The 20,149-nt window shown below is 66.3% G+C and carries 14 protein-coding genes; 9 read left to right on the forward strand and 5 right to left on the reverse strand.

Features of this window, described 5'->3' with window-relative positions; all coding sequences use genetic code 11:
• The first annotated feature begins 103 nt into the window (after positions 1–103).
• Together ACFE76_RS15440 and ACFE76_RS15445 are read left to right on the forward strand one after the other, a co-directional pair.
• Positions 104–766, forward strand: a complete 663-nt coding sequence (locus tag ACFE76_RS15440; protein WP_375432658.1) for a TetR/AcrR family transcriptional regulator — start codon at positions 104–106, stop codon at positions 764–766.
• A 134-nt stretch (positions 767–900) separates the two neighbouring features.
• On the forward strand, positions 901–3,249 hold the full coding sequence (locus tag ACFE76_RS15445) for a beta-glucosidase (protein WP_375432659.1): 2,349 nt from the start codon (positions 901–903) through the stop codon (positions 3,247–3,249).
• 253 nt (positions 3,250–3,502) lie between these two features.
• On the opposite strand, the gene ACFE76_RS15450 is transcribed toward ACFE76_RS15445, so the two are convergent.
• From ACFE76_RS15450 to ACFE76_RS15465, 4 genes are read right to left on the reverse strand one after another with little or no spacing between them, the layout of a single operon-like run.
• Positions 3,503–5,452, reverse strand: a complete 1,950-nt coding sequence (locus ACFE76_RS15450) for a beta-L-arabinofuranosidase domain-containing protein (protein ID WP_375432660.1) — start codon at positions 5,450–5,452, stop codon at positions 3,503–3,505.
• The gene (locus tag ACFE76_RS15455) at positions 5,449–6,315 is read right to left on the reverse strand and encodes a carbohydrate ABC transporter permease (protein WP_375432661.1); all 867 of its coding nucleotides are present in this window, start codon (positions 6,313–6,315) and stop codon (positions 5,449–5,451) included. Before ACFE76_RS15455 ends, ACFE76_RS15450 begins: the two co-directional genes overlap by 4 nt.
• Complete coding sequence (locus tag ACFE76_RS15460; protein ID WP_375432662.1) at positions 6,315–7,205, reverse strand: carbohydrate ABC transporter permease; 891 nt, start codon at positions 7,203–7,205, stop codon at positions 6,315–6,317. The genes ACFE76_RS15455 and ACFE76_RS15460 overlap by 1 nt, the downstream gene beginning before the upstream one ends.
• 2 nt (positions 7,206–7,207) lie before the next feature.
• Positions 7,208–8,506, reverse strand: a complete 1,299-nt coding sequence (locus ACFE76_RS15465) for an ABC transporter substrate-binding protein (protein ID WP_375432663.1) — start codon at positions 8,504–8,506, stop codon at positions 7,208–7,210.
• A gap of 220 nt (positions 8,507–8,726) precedes the next feature.
• On the opposite strand from ACFE76_RS15465, the gene ACFE76_RS15470 reads away from it, so the two are divergent.
• The 6 genes from ACFE76_RS15470 to ACFE76_RS15495 all read left to right on the forward strand — a co-directional run bounded on the left by ACFE76_RS15470 (position 8,727) and on the right by ACFE76_RS15495 (position 16,378).
• Positions 8,727–9,695 (forward strand): LacI family DNA-binding transcriptional regulator, encoded by a 969-nt coding sequence (locus ACFE76_RS15470; RefSeq protein WP_375432664.1) that lies wholly within the window; start codon positions 8,727–8,729, stop codon positions 9,693–9,695.
• A gap of 423 nt (positions 9,696–10,118) precedes the next feature.
• Positions 10,119–11,288: an ABC transporter substrate-binding protein gene (locus ACFE76_RS15475; RefSeq protein ID WP_375432665.1), complete on the forward strand. Its 1,170-nt coding sequence runs from the start codon at positions 10,119–10,121 to the stop codon at positions 11,286–11,288.
• 94 nt (positions 11,289–11,382) lie between these two features.
• Positions 11,383–12,321, forward strand: coding sequence for a carbohydrate ABC transporter permease (locus ACFE76_RS15480; protein ID WP_375432666.1), 939 nt, complete (start codon positions 11,383–11,385; stop codon positions 12,319–12,321).
• Positions 12,318–13,220 (forward strand): carbohydrate ABC transporter permease, encoded by a 903-nt coding sequence (locus ACFE76_RS15485; RefSeq protein WP_375432667.1) that lies wholly within the window; start codon positions 12,318–12,320, stop codon positions 13,218–13,220. Before ACFE76_RS15480 ends, ACFE76_RS15485 begins: the two co-directional genes overlap by 4 nt.
• 62 nt (positions 13,221–13,282) lie before the next feature.
• Positions 13,283–15,751, forward strand: coding sequence for a beta-glucosidase (locus ACFE76_RS15490; protein ID WP_375432668.1), 2,469 nt, complete (start codon positions 13,283–13,285; stop codon positions 15,749–15,751).
• A 291-nt stretch (positions 15,752–16,042) separates the two neighbouring features.
• The gene (locus ACFE76_RS15495) at positions 16,043–16,378 is read left to right on the forward strand and encodes an Lsr2 family protein (RefSeq protein WP_375432669.1); all 336 of its coding nucleotides are present in this window, start codon (positions 16,043–16,045) and stop codon (positions 16,376–16,378) included.
• Positions 16,379–16,692: 314 nt separating this feature from the next.
• Here ACFE76_RS15495 and ACFE76_RS15500 read toward each other — a convergent pair whose 3' ends face one another.
• Entirely contained in the window at positions 16,693–17,262 is a 570-nt protein-coding gene (locus ACFE76_RS15500) for a Rieske (2Fe-2S) protein (RefSeq protein WP_375432670.1), read from the reverse strand.
• A 402-nt stretch (positions 17,263–17,664) separates the two neighbouring features.
• On the opposite strand from ACFE76_RS15500, the gene ACFE76_RS15505 reads away from it, so the two are divergent.
• Entirely contained in the window at positions 17,665–19,959 is a 2,295-nt protein-coding gene (locus ACFE76_RS15505) for a putative bifunctional diguanylate cyclase/phosphodiesterase (protein WP_375432671.1), read from the forward strand.
• The last annotated feature ends 190 nt before the right edge of the window (positions 19,960–20,149 follow it).

Below are 20,149 nucleotides of genomic sequence, written 5' to 3' on the forward strand. Positions count from 1 at the left end.
ACATGGTGTCGGTCATCCTCCGCTCCGCTTGGCTGGTCGTCGGAAGCAGGTCAGCGGCGAGCCACCGACGGGTTCTCCCCACCGAGCGGCCCGGTTCACAGTCGTGACGCAGCTCTCTCGACGGCCAGCGACGACGCGTAAAGGTGAGGATCGCCGGGCGTCCATCCTGATTGCCGCCGGAAGACTTTTCGCCGAGCAGGGCTACCGTGGGTCATCTCTCGACTCGGTGGCGTCGGCGGTGGGACTCACGCGAGCTGGGCTGCTGCATTACTTCCCGTCGAAAGAGACGCTGCTGGTTGCTCTCCTCGAGGATCGGTACCACGATGACGGCCGGAGATTTGCTGGTGGCCTGGCCGAGGAGCGGCTGCCGTTGCTCCCTACCCTGCAGCGCCTGATCGAGCACAACCAGGGCTCCAAGGAGGCCGTGAAACTGTTCACCGTGCTGGTGGCTGAGAGCGTGTTCGTGGGTCACCCTGGACATGACTACTTCGCGCACCGCTATCAGAAGATCCGGAGCCGGCTCGAGGACGTGCTGAGGACCGAACAGTCGGCTGGCACCGTCCGAGACGATGTCGATCTCTCCGTGTTGGTGCCCGTCATCGTCGCTGTGATGGACGGCTTGCAAACCCAGTGGTTGTTCGATGACGAGGTTGACATGCTGAGCAGCTTCCAGCTTTTCTCCCAGCTCGTCTCAACGGCGCTGGTACCGACGTCATCAACGACACGGGCGAAACCACCAGGTGGCCGCGCCGCACACGAATCGTGACGGCACGATAAGCCGTGCTTCCGGCCCGACCCAAGACGATCCCGCTGTCAGTCGCTGAGCGCGCACGACTGACCACCGGTGCAGATCTGTGGACGACCCACGCCGAACCCCGGCTCGGCCTCCCCTCCTTGCGGATGTCAGACGGCCCCAACGGCGTTCGAGGCAGCCGGTTCGACGAGCGGGTGAGCGCGTGGTGCACTCCGTGCGGTACCGCGCTCGCGGCGACGTGGGACGTCGATCTCGTCCGTCGCGTGGGTGGTCTGCTCGGCGACGAAGCGCGCCGAATGGGCGTCGATGTACTGCTCGGTCCGACCGTGAACCTGCACCGGAGTCCGTTGGGTGGTCGAGGTTTCGAGTGCTACTCCGAGGATCCCCTGTTGTCCGGCTGGATGGCCGCGGCGTGGATCACCGGCGTGCAGAGCAGAGGAGTTGCAGCCTCACCCAAGCACCTGGTCGGCAACGACTCCGAGACGAACCGGACGACGATCAACTGCGTCATCGACGAGCGCGCCATGCGAGAGCTGTACCTGCTGCCGTTCGAGTACGCGGTCCGGGCCGGCGCCTGGACGCTGATGGTCGCCTACAACCGGGTGAACGGCACCCACGCTACGGAGCATCGGTCCCTGGTCACCGAGCTGTTGAAGCAGGAGTGGACGTGGGACGGTCTGGCGGTCTCGGACTGGGGCGCTGCCCACGATACGGTCGGCTGTGCCTTGGCCGGCCTGGATCTGGAGATGCCGGTCGGGAAGGTGTTCGGTGCGGCCTTGGGGCGGGCGGTGATAGAGGGGGCCGTGCCCGAGTCAGTCCTCGACGACAAGATCGACCGGTTGCGCAGGCTCGCCAGCCGCGTACGGGCACCGGGTCGGTCGGTGGGGTCTCAGCCACCGTCGGCTGACTTCGGCACCGGATCGGCGGACCAGCGGCGACTGCTGATCGAGTCCGCGGCGGCCGCCTTCGTCTTGCTGAAGAACGAAGCAAACCTCCTGCCGTTGGCGCTCGACAGCGGGCGGCTAGCGGTTGTCGGTCCGAACGCTGCTGATCCGTGCTACCAGGGCGGTGGCAGCGCCTGGGTCAACACCGGGGAAATCGTCAGCCCCCTCTCCGTGCTCGTCGAGCGCTACGGGGGTGCGGGTCGGGTCGTGCACGAGCGTGGCTGCACGCCGCGAAGCTCGTTCCGTCCACTCACGCTGGCCGAGGTGCAGTCCACTGGGGCAGAACCAAGCGAAGGCCTGACCGTCGACTATCTCTCCGGGCACGGCGCAGCCGCTGCTGTCGCCAGCGAGGTTCGACGCAGCAGCTTCCTGAGCTGGTTCGACGGCCTTCCCGCCCTGCCGGCCGGCGTCGAAGGGGAGGTGAGGATGTCGGCGTGGTGGACGCCGCAGCGGTCGGGGGACTACGAGATGGCAGTGCGGGGGAGTGGCGCGACCACGCTGCTGGTCGACGGCGTCGAGATCGCCTCGCTGACCGCGCAGGCGGAGGAAGCCGACGTCTATGGCGCCCTCTTCAGCGAGGATCGCGGGCAGGGAACCGTTCGTCTGACCGCTCACCAGACCGTGCTGCTGGAAGCGCGAATGCGTCACGTCCCGATCGGCATTCCTGTTCTCGAGGTGGGTCACCGCCCGCCGCAGCCGGCCGACCTGCTCGAGCGAGCCGTCCGGGCGGCCGAGGGCGCCTCATCGGTGGTGCTGATGGTGGGAACGAGCGAGGACGTGGAGGCGGAGAGCCTTGACCGCACCACGACCACCCTTCCCGGCGAGCAGGACGCCCTCGTGGAGGCCGTCCTCGAGGCGAACCCCCGGACGGTGGTCGTCGTGAACGCGGGCTCGGCCGTGGCGATGCCGTGGATCGCGAAAGCCTCGACCGTGCTCTACGCGTGGTTCGCTGGGCACGGTTTCGCTGATGCCCTCGGCGACGTCCTCTCCGGGGTCCTCGAGCCTGGTGGCCGCCTGCCTATCACGCTGGCGGCCTCGCCCGACCAGTACTCCGCGTACGGCACCAGGCCCGACCCGGACCGGCAGCTCGTCTACGCCGAGTCCGTCTTTGTCGGCTACCGCCATCTTGACCGGCACCAGCTGGAGCCTGCGTTCCCGTTCGGGCACGGACTGGGTTACACCGACTTCTCCTATGACTCGGTGCAGGCGAGCGGAGCGGTGCGCAGCGAGAGCGACACGGCGATGGTCAAGGTTGTCCTCAGCAACGTCGGACGTCGGGCCGGCAAAGAGGTCGTGCAGCTTTACGTCAGTCCCGTCGAGGGTGCCGTCGATCGTCCGCCGCTCGAGCTGAAGGCGTTCGCCGCCGTCGAGCTGGCCGCCGGTGAGAGTCGAGCGGTGACCTTTCGGCTTGACTCCCGCGCCTTTGCCCACTGGGACCCGGTGGAGCACCGCTGGCACGTGTCGGCCGGCTCATTCGGCGTTCACGTCGGCCGATCTTCCCGCGACCTGCGTTGCTCCACGACGGTCGAGGCCGGTGAGCACCTGCTCTAGCAGGACTGCGATCGCCTCAGGGGCTGCTCGCCCAGGAAGGCACCCAGCGTGGGTGTCTGCCGTACGGGCAGTCAAGAGCAGACCCGGCGGTGAAGGTCGGTCCAGTGGTCGGTCACCTTGTCTATGCCGGTCTCCCTCAGGGGATCCGGTCCACGTCTCGCCCCCTCCTCGCTGACCCAGGCTCGGCGACCCGAGGCAGGGCAGCCGGCACGACGACTACGGCAGCGCGGGCCGCGCCGGTCCCGCCCAGTCCTCAGGGCTCCGAGACCGGAAGCCGGCCGTCTGGACCCGTGGTCACCACGGGCAGCTCGGCCACCCGGATGCGGGCGTTGCCGTACGGCACCAGGTCGATCTCCATCGCCCCGCTCGGCTCGGACACCGGGCCCAGGGTCGGAGTGCCCGCGTTGCCGCCGTCCGGCCGCCAGGAGGGCACCCGCAGGCTGCGCACCCGTACCCGTACCGCAGGATGGCGGGGCTCGAACGGGACATCGCTCGGGGTGGAGCGCTGCACCGTCCAGTCCGCCGGGTCGTCGGGGATCACCAGTGCGTGGTTCCAGCTGCCGCGCGCCGCCACCGTCCACTCCCCGATGCCCGGAGCACCAGACACCTCCTGCCAGTTCTCGCCGGGGGAGTAGACGAGCTGCAGCGGGCCGAGTCGGACGCCGACGGCCTGACGCTCCCGTCGGACGATTCGCGGCACGGTGGGCAGCCGCAGGTCCACCACGTCGCCGAACCGCCAGACACGGCGGATCCGAACGTAACCCTCAACGACGTCGGCGTCCCGCGGCTCGCCGTTCAGCCACAGCTCCGGCCGGGTGCACCAGGCCGGCACCCGCAGCGACACCGTCGCCTCGACCGCCGCGTCCGGCTCCACGGTGACGCGAACCGTCTCCTCGAACGGGTAGGCGGTGTCGACCGTCACCGACGTGGGCGTGCCGCCGAGGGTGCTGCGGACCACGGCCGGACCGTAAGCCACCGCGACGAGGCCGCCGTCGACGTCGTGCATCCACAAGGAGTCGACGAACTTCGGCCACCCCTGGTGCAGGTTGGCGGTGCAGCAACCGAAATTCGGCTCAAGACCGAAGATGTTGGCGTCGTCACCGGAGAACGACCAGGGTCGGCGGTCCACCGACACCCGCACCTGGTTCGCCTGCTGCAGGTACTGGTGACCCCGCATCTCCGGATCGGAGGAGGCGGGCAGCAGGTTGAACGCGAGCGACTCGAGGTCGTCACCCCAGCGCGCGTCACCGAAGATCTCGGCCAGCGTCTCCAGGGTAAACATCAGCTCGACCACCTGGCACGTCTCGATGCCGGCGACCGCCTCCCGTCCGCCCAGCCATTCGTCCCCTGAGAACCAGCCGTGCACCTGCCCGTGCCAGCGATCGAGCTCGCCGAACGCCCGTTCGGTCCGGTATCTCCGGTCGAGCTCACCGTCGCTCAGGAACCGCACCGCGTCGCTCTTCAGCCCCATCGCGACGTTCGGACCGTGTGTGTGGTGGTCGAACCGGGTCGCCGTACCCCGGATCAGGTCCTCGGTCAGGTAACGGCCCCAGTCGAGCGTCTGGCCGTCGAGCAGCCGCGCGAGGTCGAGCAGCCAGGGATCCCCCGTGCGTCGATGCAGCCAGTGCACCGACAGGGTGTTGTCTGCGCCCCGAGCCCAGCCCCAGGACCGTAGCGGTCGGCCCGGCAGGTGATCGAGCTGATAGCGGAAGTACCGCGCGAGGAACGGCTCCACCCGTCCGTCGCCGGTGGCCTCGGCGTGCTGGGTGAGGACCTTGGCGGCGACCATCCGCGGCCACCAGTCGTCGTTCGTGTCGGGGCCGAACCAGCCGTCCGTGCGCTGGGAGCCCAGGACCGCCTCGACCCAGACCGCCGCCTTGGCCTGCAGTCCTGCGTCACCGAGCAGGTGCGCGAGCGGGACCAACCCGTCGAGGTAGTACGGACCGCGCTCCCAGTTCTCGCCGTCCCCGCCCAGCCAGGCGCTGTCCGGCCCGACGTCGGCCCACACCTGCTCAAGCCGGCCCGTGATGTTGCGCGCCTGCAGCTCCAGCTGCGACCGTAGCCAGCCGGCCGGCCGAATCGCCCCGAGCCCAAGGCGCCGGAGCGCTGCTCTGGACGATCCAGCCGGGGGCTCGGCAGGTTGACCTACCGGGGGCGGCGTCGTCTCGCCTACGGCGGCGGTGGTGGAGGTCGTGGTGTTCATCCGCGTAAGGCTCCGTTGATCAGGCCGGACACGTAGTAGCGCTGCAGGAGCACATACACGAGCAGGACGGGCAGGATCGCGATGACGACCCCGGCTTGCAGGGCGCCGAAGTCGACGACGCCGAAAGAATTCGACCGCACGGACACGAGCAGCAGGGGCAAGGTGAACTGCGACCCGTCGTTCAGAAAGATCAGGGGCGCGAGGTACTCGTTCCACGAGGCGATGAAGGTGAAGAGCCCGACCGTCACCATCCCCGGGACGATCAGCGGCAGGGCGATGTACCGCAGGGTCTTGAGGGTGCTCGCGCCGTCCACCCAGCCCGCCTCCTCCAGCTCCCGCGGAATCGACTCGAAGCTGTTGCGCATCAAGAACACCCCGAACGGCAGCTGGAACATCACCAGCACCAGGGCCAGCCCGAAGACCGAGTTCGTGAGCCCCAGGTTGCCCATCACGATGTAGAGCGGGATCAGGATGCTCGCGTACGGCACCATCAAGATCACCAACGTCGTCCCGAAGAGCAGCCGCTTGCCGGCGAAGGTGTACCGGGCGAACCCGTAGCCCGCGAGCACGCTGATCACCACCGTGATCACGACCGTCAGCAGGGACAGCACGATGCTGTTCACGAGGTAGACGCCGATCCCCTCGCCGTACTGGGCGAGCTTGGCGTAGCTCGCCAGCGAGAACGACTGCGGGAACCATGTCGGCGGCTGCTGGTTGGCCTCGGCCGGCGACTTGATCGAGTTCAGCAGCGTCCACAGCAGCGGCATCAAGAAGATCAGCGCGATGACCCCGCTGACGAGGTGGAAGCTCCCGGTCGCGGCGGCGCTGCGCGCTCGGACCGCTGCCGGCCGTACCCGGGCCATCAGTCCTCCCTCGTGCGCAGCAGGAGCAGCTGCGCCCCGTTGACCAGGACGAGCGCGACGAGCAGCACGACCGACAGGGCCGCAGCCGAGCCGAGCCGGTACTGCTGGAACGCCGCCTTGAAGACCGCGAACACCAAGGTGACGGTCGAGTTGTCCGGCCCGCCCTGGGTGAGCACCTGGAACTGGTCGAAGGCCAGCAGCGAGCCGGTGATCGAGAGGATCAGCAGCAGCGCGAGGGTCGGCCTGAGGAACGGCAGGGTGATGAACCGCAGGCGCTGCACCACCCCGGCCCCGTCCATCCGCGCCGCTTCGTAGAGCTCTCCCGGCACGCCCTGCAGGCCCACCAGCAGGACCACCACCTGGAATCCGAGGAACTTCCAGACGACCAGCGTCACGGTGGTGAAGAGGGCCTTGCCCGGGGTGTCCAGGAAGCCGAACGGGCCCTCCGTCAGCCCCACCTTCTCCAGCACCAGGTTCGCGATGCCGTTCTGCTCGTTGATCGCCGCGTACCAGATGAGGGCGGCGGCTGAGGTGCCGACGACGTACGGCAGGAAGAACGCGGTCCGGTAGAACTGCGATCCACGGCGCGGCGCGTTCGAGATCGCGACGAGCAGGAACGAGATGCCGAACACCAGCACCGTGATGATCGCCGTGTAGGTCAGCGTGAACCCGATAGCACCCAGGAAGAACCGGTTGCTCGCGATGGCCTTGTAGTTCTTCAGCCCGGCCGGGCTCGGTGTGCCGAGCAGGGGCCAGTTCGAGAACGACATCACGATGAGCAGTCCGAGCGGCACCAGGAACAGCACCACGATGATGATGGCGAGCGGCGTGACGAAACCGATCCCCGCGAGCGAGGATCGGTTCGCGCTCCGAGGAGTGCGCTTCGCCACCCTTAGCTCCCCGCGGTCAGCTCGGCTTGGATCGTGCTCTGCGCCTCGGCCAGGGCGTTCGGGTCGTTGTTGAAGATCGCACCACGCAGCCCCTGCAGCCAGGGCCCGTTGGCGTTGTTGAAGAGGTCGCCGTACTGGGTGGAAGCCGGGGTGTACCCGTTGGCGAGGCCCTTGATGACCTCCGACACGCCCGGGACCTGAGAGCTGTACTTGTTGTCCGCCAGGTCGGTGCGGCTCGTGAGGAACCCGTTCTTGGCCCAGACCTCGACCTGCGCGGTCTCGTCGAGCGACCAGGTCAGGAACGCCTCCGCCTCCGCGGTGTGTTCCGTCGTGGCGCTCACACCGACGACGTCGCCGCCGACGAAGGTCGCCGTGCTGGTGCCGTCAGGCGAGGGGAGCGGCGCCACGCCGTAGTCGATGCCCGCCTCCTTGGCGGAGCCGATGATGCCGCTGCCGAGCGGCAGGATGCCGATGTTGCCCGCCAGGAACGAGGCCGGCCAGGTGGAGCCGTTCTCCGACTTGGCCGACGACGGCGCGATGCCCTCGTCGAACAGCCGCTTGTAGAGAGCCGCGGCCTCGGTGATCCCGGTGCCGGCGATGTCGGCGGTCTTGCCGTCCTGGGAGATCGGCAGCTGACCGGCGGCGACACCGTACGGCATCGCGGTGTAGGCGAAGCAGCCGGCGCAGTTGCCACCGAAGTAGAAGCCGTAGGTCTTGCCGCCGAGCTTGCGTACGGCTTTCGCGTCGTTGTAGATGTCCTCGAAGTTCTTCGGAGCGGCCTCGGGGTCCAGACCAGCCTTCTTGAAGAGAGTCTTGTTGTAGAGAATGATCGAGGAGTCGACGTCGAACGGGACGGCGTAGATCTTTCCGTCCGAGGTAGCCGCGTCCAGGTGCGCCTTCACCAGGCTCGACTTGAAGGGCAGCTTGTTGACGAGCTCGGTCTCGTCCTTGAACAGACCCTGCTGTACGTAGTTCGGTGAGTACACGACGTCAGACACGAGCAGATCGGGCAGTGCCTTTGCCCCGGCGGCCGTGGCGACCTTGGTGATGAAGTCGTCACCGGGGATGATCGTCAGCTTGATCTGGCTCTTGTGGCTCTCGTTGTAGGCCTGGACCAGCTTGGGGGTGACCACGTTCTCCGAACGGGCCCACATCGTGATCGTCGCAGTGCTCTCGCCCGGGGCCGTTGGGCTTTCGCCCGACCCGGGGTCGGCCGCGTCGGGGTCGCTCGAGCACGCGCCGAGCGCCGAGCTGATGAGGACGGTGGTTGCGATCGCCAACGTCAACCTACGGATCTGCATGCCTTCTCCTTCGAAGCGCGGAAATCTTTCCGAAACGATCAGCAAATCTTGCTCGTGAGGGGACGCTACGGCGGTAGTCGAGTCTCGTCAAGGTCCTCTCGTCGGTGCCTTGACGGGTTGACCGGGTCGGCCGGGTACGGAAAGATTTCCGCAACCTGCTGAAGTGGGCGAAGCGACGGAAGGACCGGTGATGACAGGGAGACCCGGCGACCGCGTGCGGATGACCGACGTGGCACGCAAGGCCGAGGTGTCGCTCGGCACGGTGTCCAAGGCGTTGAGCGGTCAGGGACAGCTGGCCGCCGACACCCGCAGCCGGGTGCTGCGCGCGGCGAAGGAGCTGGGCTTCACCTCGACGCGGCCGCACTCCTCGACGGGGTTCACGATCGGTGTGCTGAGCACCGACCACGTCGGCCGGTTCTCGATACCGATCCTGGAGGGTGCCGAAGACGCACTGGGGGCGGTCGAAGGGCTGATGATCCTGTGCGAGAGCCGGGGCGACCCCATCCGGGAGCGTCACTACGTGCGAGCGCTGCAGTCGCGTCACGTGGACGGCATCCTCGTGACGGGCCGCTCGAGCGACGTCCGCCCTTCCCTCGGCGCGCGTCTCACGATCCCGACCGTGTACGCCCTCGCCCGCTCGGTGGACCATTCCGACCTGAGCGTCACCCACGACGACGAGGGTGGTGCGGCGCTGGCCGTCGCCCACCTGCTCGACACCGGTCGCCACCAGGTCGCCTTGGTCGGGGGCGCAGCTCGCCACATCGCGACCCGAAACCGGGAACGGGGCGCGTTGCGCTCGCTCGCCGAAGCGGGGGTCGCTCCGGTTCTCGGCGGCACCCTCTACGGCGAGTGGAGCGAGCAGTGGGGGCGCGAGGCGGTGGCGACGCTGTTGCGCGCTGGCGCGGCGTTCGACGGTGTGTTCTGCTTCAGCGACCAGATCGCTCGCGGCGCGCTGGACGCGCTGCGCGAGAACGGCATGGACGTGCCCGGAACCGTCGGCGTCGTCGGCGTGGACAACTGGAGTGTGATGGCCGAGGCCGCGCGGCCCCCACTGACGACCGTCGATCTTGCGTTGCACAGCATCGGCCGCACCGCGGCGAGCCGGCTGCTCGCCATCATTGCCGGGGAACCGCGGCCCACAGGCGTCGAGCTCGTGCCGTGCGGACTGGTCCGCCGCGCATCGACCTGACAGACACCGGCCGAGCTGACGCGTGCCCGGCCGGGGGCGTAATACAACCGTTACCTCGTCGAGTTGCTCGCGGAGCGACCTGTACTAGTAACCTACAGGTCGGTCGGTAATTGCTGACCGTCGATGTTGCGGCACTTCCTGGACCGTCCCGGGGGGTGGCCCACCGCTGAGCTTGGAACTGCCTGGAGTCTCGGGCGGGACCCATCTCCGCCGTCAGAGAGGACAGTGCGAGTGTTCGCGAGAAACAAGGTTCGACGAGGACTGATGGCGGTAGCTGCCGCCTCAGCGCTGGCGCTGGCAACCGCCTGTAGTGGCGGCAGCGGCGGCTCCCCGGCTGAGACCGCTGGAAGTGGCCTACCGGCGTGTGAACCGGCCCCGGCCGGTACGAAGGTGGAGCTGACCTTCTCGTCCTGGATCCCAGGCATGCAGAAGGTGGTTGATCTGTGGAACTCCGAGAACCCAGACATTCAGGTCAAGTACAAGCAGGTTGTCGGCGGTAACGCGGGAACCTACCAGGCGTACTCGAACCAGCTCAAGGCTGGAAACACGGGTGACCTCGGCCAGATCGAGTTCGACAGTCTGCCGAGCTTTCGCATCCAGGACGGTCTGCAGAACGTCGGAGGCTGCGAGCCGGTGAAGGCGTTCGTCCCCAACTACGTGCCCTGGACGATCGGGCAGACGAGCTTTGGCGAACCTGGTGCGGTCTACGGTCTGCCGCAAGACATCGGACCGTTGGCGCTCTACTACCGCAAGGACCTGTTTGAGAAGGCCGGCATTGCGGTCCCGACGACCTGGGACGAGTACTACACCGCCGCGAAGCAGATCAAGGCCGAGGGTGGCCTGATCACCAACTTCGCCCCCGACGCCCCGAACCTGTTTGCCGGCCTGGCCTGGCAGAACGGTGCTCAGTGGTTCTCCAACGCTGACGGGAAGTGGAAGGTCACGATGACCGACGAGAAGACCACCCAGGTCGCTGACTACTGGACGAAGATGCTCCAGGAGAAGCTCGTCGACACCAAGCCGGCGCTGAGTCCTGTCCTGTACAAGGCGATGGACAACGACCAGCAGTGGACCGAGATCGGCGCTGCCTGGACCGCCAAGCTGTTCGAGACTGGCGCTCCGAAGTCCAGCGGCAAGTGGGCCGTTACCCAGCTGCCGCAGTGGACGGCCGGCCAGACGGCGTCTGGTAACTGGGGTGGGTCCACCACCGTGGTGTTCAAGAACTCCAAGCACCCGTACGAGGCAACGAAGTTCGCCACCTGGGCTTTCGGAGACAACGAAGCGCTGACGCTGGACAACAAGAACGGCGGCCAGTACCCCACAACCACCGACGCGCAGGCCAACCTGCCCGCGCTCAAGCTGCCGTACCCCTACTACGGGAACCAGGTCATCTGGAAGGAATTCGCGACGGCAGCCAAGGGGGTCAACAACGACTGGCAGTGGGGGCCGACGATGACCCAGACGTTCTCCGATCTCGGTAACGGCCTCGGCGCTGCCACCAACGGCAAGGGCACGGTACTCGACGCCCTGAAGACTGCGCAGGACAAGACCGTGAGCACCATGAAGTCACAGGCCCTCGAAGTCGAGCAGTAGGACAGACCAGCCGTTCCCTTATCCCCTCTCCCAGGGGCTCCGCCATCCGTCGTCGCGCGGCCCCTGGGATGAGGCACAGACCAACGAGGATCTGATGTCGACCACTGTCAGCACCGAAGCACCGGCCAAAGCCGGGAGGGCTGCCTCGGCGCCCCGACCGCCGCGCGAACGAGTCCCCCACAAGCGGGCACTTCTTGCCTTCTTGGGACCGTTCCTCATCTTGTTCATCCTCTTCTACATCGTCCCCATTGCTTACGCCCTCTATCAGTCGTTCTTCAAGATCGAACGTCAGGGGGCCTTCGGGCCACCAAAGCAGGTCTTCGGCGGTCTGACCCAGTACGCGCTGGTGTTCAGTAATGGCGACTTCTGGTCGAGTATCGGCCGCGTGCTCGCCTTCTTCTTTGCCTCGGTGCCGTTACAGCTCGGTCTGGCGCTCGTCTTTGCCCTCCTGCTCGACTCGCCTGTGCTGAAGGGCGCCAAGTTCTTCCGCCTCTCCTTCTTCGCGCCCTACGCCGTACCTGGCGTCATCGCTGCCTTGATGTGGGGCTTTCTCTACGCGCCGTCGCTGTCGCCGTTCACCGCACTCGCAGAACGCGTCGACTTCCTGGGACCCAAGCTGGTGCTGTACTCGATCGCCAACATCGTGATCTGGGTCTACACGGGCTACAACATGTTGATCATCTACTCGGCGTTGAAGGCGATACCGGAGGAGCTTTTCGAGGCGGCCCGGGTTGACGGCGCCGGACAGTTCCGCATCGCTTGGTCGATCAAGATCCCGATCGTGATGCCCGCGATCATTCTGACGGGCGTCTTCTCGATCATCGGCACCTTGCAGCTGTTCAACGAGCCGACGGTGATGCGTACGCTGACGGGATCAGTCAGTAACAGCTACACCCCAAACATGGTCGTCTATGCCACCTCGAACGTTCCTAACTACAACCTGTCGGCAGCATTTTCGGTGGTGCTGGCCCTGGCGACCTGCCTGTTGTCGTTCCTCTTCCTCAAACTCACCCAGAAGCAGGCCTTCGCATGAGCACCACTCTCGGCGTGGTCGAGCCGACAAGCACCCGACCGGACAAGCCCCGCGCCACCCGCCAGCGACCGGCGTCGGTGGCTGGTGCCTCGGTCTTCATGCTCGCTTTCCTGATCTATTTCCTGGTCCCCATCTGGTGGCTGTTCGTTGCCTCGAGCAAACGGCCCTCGCTGCTGACCTCGACCAACGGTCTCTGGTTCTCCGGTCCGTTCTCGCTCTTCAGCAACCTCAAAGACGTCCTCACCTACGACAACGGCATCTTGGTGCGCTGGCTGGTCAACAGTCTGGCGTACGCCGGTCTCGGGGCGATCTTCGGCACACTGCTGGCGAGCATGGCTGGCTATGCGCTGGCTAAGTACACTTTTCCGGGCCGCGAAGCCACGTTCAACTTCATCCTCGCCGGTGTGCTCGTGCCGGCGACCGCGCTGGCTCTCCCGTTGTTCCTCCTGTTCAGCAAGGTCAACGGCACGGATACCTTCTGGTCGGTGTTTCTGCCCAGCATCGTGAGCCCCTTCGGGGTCTACCTCTCCAGGATCTATGCGGCGTCGAGCGTGCCGAACGAGCTTCTGGAGGCAGCTCGGCTCGACGGGGCCGGCGAGGTCCGCACGTTCTTCGTCGTTGCTGCCCGACTAATGACCCCGGCTCTGGTCACTATCCTGCTCTTCCAGTTCGTGGCCATCTGGAACAACTTCTTTCTACCGCTGGTGATGCTTCAGAACTCGCGGCTCTACCCGGTCACGTTGGGGCTGTACACCTGGAACAGCACGGTCAACCAAGCGGCCGAGCTGCAGTTCTTTGTGATAGTCGGGGCGCTGATCTCGATTGTTCCGCTGATCCTGGCGTTCGTCTCGTTGCAGCGCTTCTGGCAGAGTGGACTCGCTGCTGGTGGAGTTAAGTGACCGGATCGACGCTGGAGGCTCCGCTCCCCACCTCGGACAGCTCGTCGGAGCTGAGGCGGCGGGTGGCCAGCTTGACGCTGGAGCAGAAGGTGGATCTGCTGACGGGTGCCGACTTCTGGTCGTCTCGAGCCCAGCCAGACGCAGGGCTGCGCCCCATCGTGGTCTCGGACGGGCCGGCAGGCGTGCGTGGTGTTGCCTGGGACGAACGGGACCCGTCTGCCAATGTGCCGTCACCAACGGCTTTGGCTGCTACGTGGGACGTCGAGCGTATTGATGCCATAGGCCGGTTACTGGCGGCAGAGTGTCAGCGTAAAGAGGTCGACGTCCTGCTGGCACCCACGGTGAACTTGCAGCGGAGTCCATACGCCGGGCGTCACTTCGAGATGTGGAGCGAGGACCCTCTCTTGACGGGTGTTCTCGGTGCGGCCTACGTCAGTGGTCTCCAGTCGGGGGGTGTCGGTGCCACCCTGAAGCACTTCGTCGGGAACGACTCCGAGACCGACCGCTTCAACGCCGACATGATCATTGACGAGCGGGCGTTGCGGGAGCTCTACCTGGCACCGTTCGAACACATCGTCGCGGATGCGCAGCCGTGGGCCGTCATGGCGGCGTACAACCGAACCAACGGCGTCACGATGACCGAGAGCCCGCTCCTGCGAGAGGTTCTTCAGGGCGAGTGGGGATTCGATGGCCTCACCATGACTGACTGGTTCGCCGGTAGGAGCACTGTCGCTGCGGGCAACGCCGGGCTGGACCTGATCATGCCGGGTCCGACGGGGCCATGGGGAGAGGCGCTCTGCGACGCTGTCTGTAGCGGTCAGGTGTCTGAGCAGGCAGTGGACGACAAGGTCTTGCGGTTGCTACGGCTTGCGCGTCGAGTCGATGCGCTACGGCCGAGGACAGGCAGGCCCCGCCTTGGCGTCAGGACGATCTCAGTACAAGACGAGCTCCGTTCCGCCGCTGCTGCGGGATTCGTCCTTGTCCGGAACGAAATAGCACGAGACGATGTCCTTCCGATCCTCCCGCTCCACGACGGGGTCCGTACCGTCGCTGTTCTGGGGCCGAATGCGGCGGTCGCCAGGACCTTTGGTGGGGGAAGCGCGCTGGTCTTCCCTTCCTACGTCATCTCTCCGCTCGCCGGACTCAAGGATGGCCTGGGAGCTGATGTGGTGGTCGTCCACGCTCCCGGGGTGCGCGCCCACACCCGCATATCGATTGCCGACCCTGCTCTCCTAGGCCTGCCAGACGGTTCCGGAGTCGGCGTCGAGATCGAGTTCTTGTCGGCCGACGGTGGAGTCTTGGGCCGAGAGCAGCGGCTCGGGGTCAACTACAACTGGCAAGGTAGCGCTGGCGGCGTCGACCTCAAGCAGGTGAGCGCCATCAGGCTTCGTTCCCAGCTTCGAGCCGATGTCCCCGGTACGTACCTCATCGGTGCGTCCGGACTGGGGCAGTTTGTCCTCAACTGGGACGAGGAGACCCTCTTTTCCGTCAAGCTCAGTCTGCCCGAGGGCGTGGACCCGGCCGAAGGGCTGATGCGACCGCCGCAGCACGGGCACGAGGTGCTCCTTGAAGCCGGACAGACGGTCAACCTAGAGCTGTGGTTCGAACCAGCGACGTCTAACGGCTCCTTCGATGCAGCCATGGTCGCCTTCCAGCTCAACCTCGAGCGGCCCTTCACCGAAGGCGATGTCGGCATTCAAGCTGCCGTTGATCTCGCGGCTGCTTCTGACGTCGCCGTGGTCGTCGTCGGTACGACCGAAGAGGACGAGAGCGAGGGTTTCGACCGCGAGAGGCTGTCGCTCTCCGGGCGCCAAGACGAGCTGGTCAGCCGCGTGGCGGCGGCCAATCCGCGGACTGTGGTCGTGGTGAACTCGGGTTCGCCGGTTCTCCTCCCGTGGCGGGATGAGGTCGCGGCGGTCCTGCTCACCTGGTTTCCGGGACAAGAGTTTGGCTCGGCACTCGCCGACGTACTGACAGGTGCCGCCGAACCTGGTGGGCGCCTGCCTACGACCTGGCCCGCTACCGAAGACGTGCCGCTCCCTTCGCCGACGCCGATCAATGGGGGCGTCGTCTACAGCGAGGGCCTGCACATCGGACACCGTTGGTTCGAGCGAGCAGACGTGCAACCCGCGTACTGGTTCGGGCATGGCCTCGGGTATACGGAGTGGAGCTACGGCCAAGTGACAGTCGCCGCTCGGAGCTATGGTGCAGCCGATCTCTCGGTGCGGCTCACTAATGTGGGACGACGCCCGGGCCGTCAGGTCGTCCAGGTGTACGCCACTCGACTGACGACCAATATCGAGCGACCCGCGCGGTGGCTGGCTGGTTTTGCGGTCGTCGAAGCCGTGCCGGGCGAGGAAGTGGTGGCGAAGGTCGAAATCAGACCGCGCACGTTCGAGCACTGGGACGTCGAGAACCGCCAGTGGGCGGTAGAAAGCGGGCCCTTCACCTTGATGGTGGCCCGTTCGGCCGCGGACACGGTGACCAGTGTCCTGTTCGAGCCGGTGACCGCGTATCAGCACACCAGGTAGGAGCCTCAACCGGCAATGCTGTCGACAACATCTCGTCAATCGGCAGCCGTTAGCTCTGCGACGACATGTGAGCTTTGGGCTAGCGCGGTGGTGCGGTGTGTCTCTTTCGCTGTACATTCGGCCGCGCCATTGTCGAGGTTCTGCTTGTACGGCGCATTAGCCATGGCCAGCCGGACGAGATGAGGTCTCAGGATTTGGGCACATCGAGGCTCGTAGTTTGACGCGTCCGAGACGTGGGCTTCACACTTTAGTTAAGCGGTGAGGGCCTGGTGCACAGGGAAGGCTATCAAGGTGGCGCAGAAGACGATCATCGAACGGTACGACGACCTGGACGGTAGCGAGATCGATGCTGGCGGCGGTAGCGTCTCTTTCTCGCTGGAAGGTAAGTGGTACGAGATTGACCTGAGCAGCAAGAATCTGGAAAAGCTGCGCGGCGATCTGGACGTTTACATCAGGAAGGGGCGTCGAGCCCGCACTCGAGGTTCACATAGTGCTGGACCGGCTAGTGAGCCGACGCCAGTCGACTCGAGAGCCGTCCGTGCCTGGGCTGAAAAGCAAGGCCTCGATGTGGCACCACGCGGTCGCCTGCCTGGCGACTTGGTCGAGCAGTATCGCGCGGCGCACTGACCTCGGTCGGCGATCACCTCTGACGTCCAGAGGCGGAGAGCTGTGCCGTCGGTGCCAGTAGCTTGTCGCCCCTAAGCCCAAGGAATTAAGGGCGAGAGACTACTAGACCCTCGGCCGCAGCTGGGGCTCCACCACACAGCCGTGACGCTGATGAGAAACATGATGTGGGCGACCCGGTGATCCAGTTCCACCTCAGAACTCTGGCCTGATATCCATGCGAGCCAAGGAACGGGTCGCGCCCCGCACATGAGTTCACCCAGATGTGTGGCTCCTCGCCGTGAAGACGCTGCTCCGCCTCGGTCAGAACGTCAGCATCAGACCTCGACGTAGACCTCCTTACCCGAGACGATCACCTTGGACTCTGCCAGCGGCTTGCTTGCGGGCGGCTCTACCACCGAACCGTCCTCGATGGAAAATTTGCTGCCGTGGCACTTGCAGATGATGGCTCCATCGGAGACCTCCGTCACCGGGCAGCGCTGATGAGTGCAAATCTTGCTGAAGGCCTTATAGGTGCCCTTGCTGGGCTGAGTGATCACGTAGTCGGCGTTCTTGAGGATGACCCCTCCACCAACAGGGACGTCCGCGATAGCGGCGCTGGGTCCGCTGGGCTTGGGTGCTGCACTGGACGCGGATGTCGATGCGGATGGCGAACGAGCGGCGCTCGAGCTCGCCGCTCCCGAAGGTTTGGGCGAGGACGCCGGGCTAGGAGTGGTCGCGGCCGATGAGGCCGCTGGCGTGGACTCCGCATCGGCGGTACAAGCGCCGAAGGCTGCGGTGCCACCTCCGGCCGCGACGAGCAGGCCTGCCGCGCGCAGGACCCGTCTGCGGGTGGTAGCGGTATCGGCCGGTCCGTCGCCGATCGGGGAGGGGTGGTCGTCACACATGAGGGCTCCAAGGAAGGTGGGTACGGCTACGACAGAATGACGATGAAGCTCTACGCTCAGCGACGCACTGGTCTCAGGTGATCTAACCTGCCGCTTCCAAACGGGACGGAGGGTCGTCGCTCCTCGTGCGGGGATGCGCGGGCGCTTCGGGGAGTATCGTTCTGCGCCTACGACGGTGGCCCCGACACTGATCTCCTGGCTGGCTCACGATGGCCACCGGGTGGCTCAACGCGGTCCCGCCCGTCGCGCCGAGGGCGCGACCGTAGGATAGGAAGCGCAACTCGGGGCCGGCTCTAGGAAGGTGACCCCGGTGCGTCCGGTTCAGCCCTGGAGCCCATGCTGCCTGCCGCAGCTCGCCCCGGCACAGACGATCCTGGTGTCATCGGGCTGCGGATCGCCGGCATGAGTACGTTGCCCCCGCAGCAGCGTTGGCCACGGGCCTGGTTGATTTTTCTGGTGGCTGGTGGAGCCGTCGACCTCGCCTACTACTGGGTACCTCACGGTGTCCCGCAATCGGTCGTCTACACGGGCGTCAGCGTCCTCGCCCTGGTCGCTATCGCCGTTGGCGTCCGGATCAACCGGCCGGTCCGCCGTGCCCCCTGGTTCTTGTTGCTGGTCTGCCAGGGGCTGTGGGTGCTCGGTAACATTGTCGGTTCGGTCATGGCGGCAAGGGGGGTCGACCACTTCCCCTCGGCCGAGGACGCCTTTTACTTCGCGGCGTATCCGGTGCTCGTGCTGAGCCTGCTGCTGCTGGCGCGGGGCCGGCGGCCGCCTCGCGACGTCGAGGGGATCCTGGACGGACTCACGATGATCGTCGTCATCGGGCTGCTCATCTCCGTCGTCCTCGACCTGCCGACCGTTCCGACCACGGACGAGCCGCTGGACTTCGCGGTGGTCGCGGCGTATCCGCAGCTGGACGCGGTCATCTTCGTCGTCATCGTGTTCGTCATCACCACCCCCGGCGTCCGTACGACCTCACTGCGGCTGCTCGTGGTCGCCCTCGGACTGCTGGCGGTGGTCAACGTCGCCGCGACGGCTCTCGGGACACTCACCTTCAGTAGCGCCGGGCCTTTGGACCACCTCTGGTTGGCGGCGTACGTCCTCGTCGGCACCGCCGTGCTGCACCCGTCGTTGCACGAGCTGTCGATCCCGGTACATGCAGTGCGGGGTCGTTTCAGCCGCTGGCGATTCGGGTTTACGTTGGCGATCACGCTCATTCCGCCGCTCACGCTGGTCGCGGAGGACCTGCTGCCTGGGCCGGTCAACGCGTGGCCGATCGCGTGGGCGACGGCGATCATGCTGGGGCTGGTGGTCATGCGGATGTACCTGGTCATCCGTCAGATCGCCGCCGCCCAGGCCGATCGGGAAGAGGCGCTGGGTGCGCTGGTCTTCCAGGCCACCCACGACTCGTTGACAGGACTGCCAAACCGCGCCCACGTACTGGAGCTGGTCACCGCGTCGTTGGTCCGCGCTCAGCTCAACGGTGCCATGGTCGGACTGCTGTTCGTCGACCTGGACGGCTTCAAGGCGGTCAACGACACGTACGGCCATCATGGGGGCGACGAGGTTCTGCAGACCGTAGCCCGGCGGATGGAGGGCGTGCTTCGTCGGGGCGACGTGGTGGGGCGGCTCGGCGGCGACGAGTTCCTGGTGCTGCTCGAGCCGGTGGTGGACATCGACTCGGCGATGCGGGTCGCAGAGCGGCTGATCCGCGAGGTGTCGGTCGTCATCCCCTTGCAGAACGGTCACGTGGTGCGGGTGGGGGCGAGCGTCGGGGTGGCGATCAGCCAGGAGGCCGGCACGAACGCTGATGAGTTGCTGTACGAGGCCGACACGGCCACCTACCGCGCGAAGCACCTCGGCCGCGGTCGCGCCGAAGTGTTCGGCGTCGCCTTACGGCGTGAGCTGCGCGATCGGGCCGAGCTCGAGACCGGGTTGCGGCAGGCGATCGAGGACGACGCGCTCACCGTGCGGTACGCGCCGGTCGTCACCGTCAGCGACCAGGTAGTGCTCGCGTACGAGGTCTGCCTGTCCTGGGACCGACCCGGCTACGGGCTGGTGCCCGAGACGGCTTTCCGTCCGGTCGCTGAGCTGTCGGACCTGACCGCCGAACTGGACGCGTGGGTGCTGCGGCACGCCACCCGGCAGATGGCCACCTGGAACGCTCACGGTGCCCGGCTAGGCGTGGGGGTGGACGTGGCCGTCCGGTACCTAGCTCGGGCACGGGTGATCGACGACATCAAGAACGCCCTCGAGGAGTCGGGGATCGAGCCCTGGCAGCTGGTCATCGAGGTTAACGACACGACGTTGGTCGATGACCCCATCGTCTTTGGCCACCTCGACCAGATCCGGCAGCTGGGCGTCCGGGTCGCCCTTGAAGACTTCGGTACCGGCTACAGCTCAGTCCGCCGGCTGCTGCGACTGCCCATCGACCTGGTCAAGCTCAACGGCGGCTTCCTCGACTGGAGCACGCCCGCCTCGGCGGGGCTGGTGCGGCTGATCGTCCAAGGGGTGGAGGGCCTCGGGCTACCGTTGGCAGTCACGGGCGTCATCGACGCCAAGCATGCCGCCCTGTTGAACGAGATGGGCTGCGACATGATGCAGGGCCCCTACTTTGAGGGCCCGTTCTCCGGCAGCGAGGTGACCGAGCGACTCGGCCTTCCCTGGAACGTCGCATCCTCCATCCGGGCGCTCTAGGAGCGTGGTGTCAAACGCCGACCTAGAGGTGACCTAGAGGTGACCTAGAGGAGGTTCGATCGGATGATCATCGGCTCTCGGCGAGCATCTCCAGCGTGGCCCGGGCGCCACGCTCGTGCAGCGAGTGGAGTGCGGCCTGGTAGGGGGTGGTGAAGGCCGGTTCGTCGGCCAGGTCTCCGAAGAGGTCGCG

The sequence above is a fragment of the uncultured Friedmanniella sp. genome, assembly GCF_964244005.1.
Taxonomy (GTDB): Bacteria; Actinomycetota; Actinomycetes; order Propionibacteriales; family Propionibacteriaceae; genus Microlunatus.

Excerpts from the sequence above, each read along its gene's own strand:
- ACFE76_RS15445 (WP_375432659.1), top strand. The coding sequence starts at position 901 with ATGTCAGACGGCCCCAACGGCGTTCGAGGCAGCCGGTTCGACGAGCGG.
- ACFE76_RS15450 (WP_375432660.1), bottom strand. The coding sequence starts at position 5,452 with ATGAACACCACGACCTCCACCACCGCCGCCGTAGGCGAGACGACGCCG.
- ACFE76_RS15455 (WP_375432661.1), bottom strand. The coding sequence starts at position 6,315 with ATGGCCCGGGTACGGCCGGCAGCGGTCCGAGCGCGCAGCGCCGCCGCG.
- ACFE76_RS15465 (WP_375432663.1), bottom strand. The coding sequence starts at position 8,506 with ATGCAGATCCGTAGGTTGACGTTGGCGATCGCAACCACCGTCCTCATC.
- ACFE76_RS15470 (WP_375432664.1), top strand. The coding sequence starts at position 8,727 with ATGACCGACGTGGCACGCAAGGCCGAGGTGTCGCTCGGCACGGTGTCC.
- ACFE76_RS15475 (WP_375432665.1), top strand. The coding sequence starts at position 10,119 with ATGCAGAAGGTGGTTGATCTGTGGAACTCCGAGAACCCAGACATTCAG.
- ACFE76_RS15480 (WP_375432666.1), top strand. The coding sequence starts at position 11,383 with ATGTCGACCACTGTCAGCACCGAAGCACCGGCCAAAGCCGGGAGGGCT.
- ACFE76_RS15485 (WP_375432667.1), top strand. The coding sequence starts at position 12,318 with ATGAGCACCACTCTCGGCGTGGTCGAGCCGACAAGCACCCGACCGGAC.
- ACFE76_RS15500 (WP_375432670.1), bottom strand. The coding sequence starts at position 17,262 with ATGTGTGACGACCACCCCTCCCCGATCGGCGACGGACCGGCCGATACC.
- ACFE76_RS15505 (WP_375432671.1), top strand. The coding sequence starts at position 17,665 with ATGAGTACGTTGCCCCCGCAGCAGCGTTGGCCACGGGCCTGGTTGATT.